This window comes from Oleiphilus sp. HI0043, assembly GCF_001634935.1.
Window position 1 is genome coordinate 1 of sequence record NZ_LWEY01000951.1, and the last position, 343, is coordinate 343.

The 343-nt window shown below is 42.9% G+C and carries 1 protein-coding gene; it reads left to right on the forward strand.

Annotated features, from left to right (window positions below; translation table 11 throughout):
* Positions 1-39 precede the first annotated feature (39 nt).
* The coding region (locus A3729_RS10425) for a hypothetical protein (RefSeq protein WP_197475774.1) at positions 40-343 on the forward strand (304 nt) is incomplete at its 3' end.

Sequence of the window (343 nt, forward strand, 5' to 3'; positions counted from 1 at the left end):
TACTGAAGTGGGTCAGATAATAGGACTTGGTCTTTACGCGTGTTGAAAAAAACAATTCTGTATCTTCTTGTTTTCTTATTGGCCTTTAGCGTTTTTGTGCTGGCTAAGGCTCCAGCGCGTGTGATTTGGGAGGGAGTTGTAGAGGCTGATCCTTCTGTAACTAATTCTCTTCGCTCTGTTGGTGTTTCGGTAAAAGGCATTGAGGGGACTATCTGGGATGGTCGTGCTTTGGTTCAGTATAAAGGCATTGCCTCAATAGTTGATTGGAATGTGAAATTATCTGAACTATATGCCTTATCACTTCCCGTTAAGCTTGATATTGATAGCCAAGCGGGCGAATTGG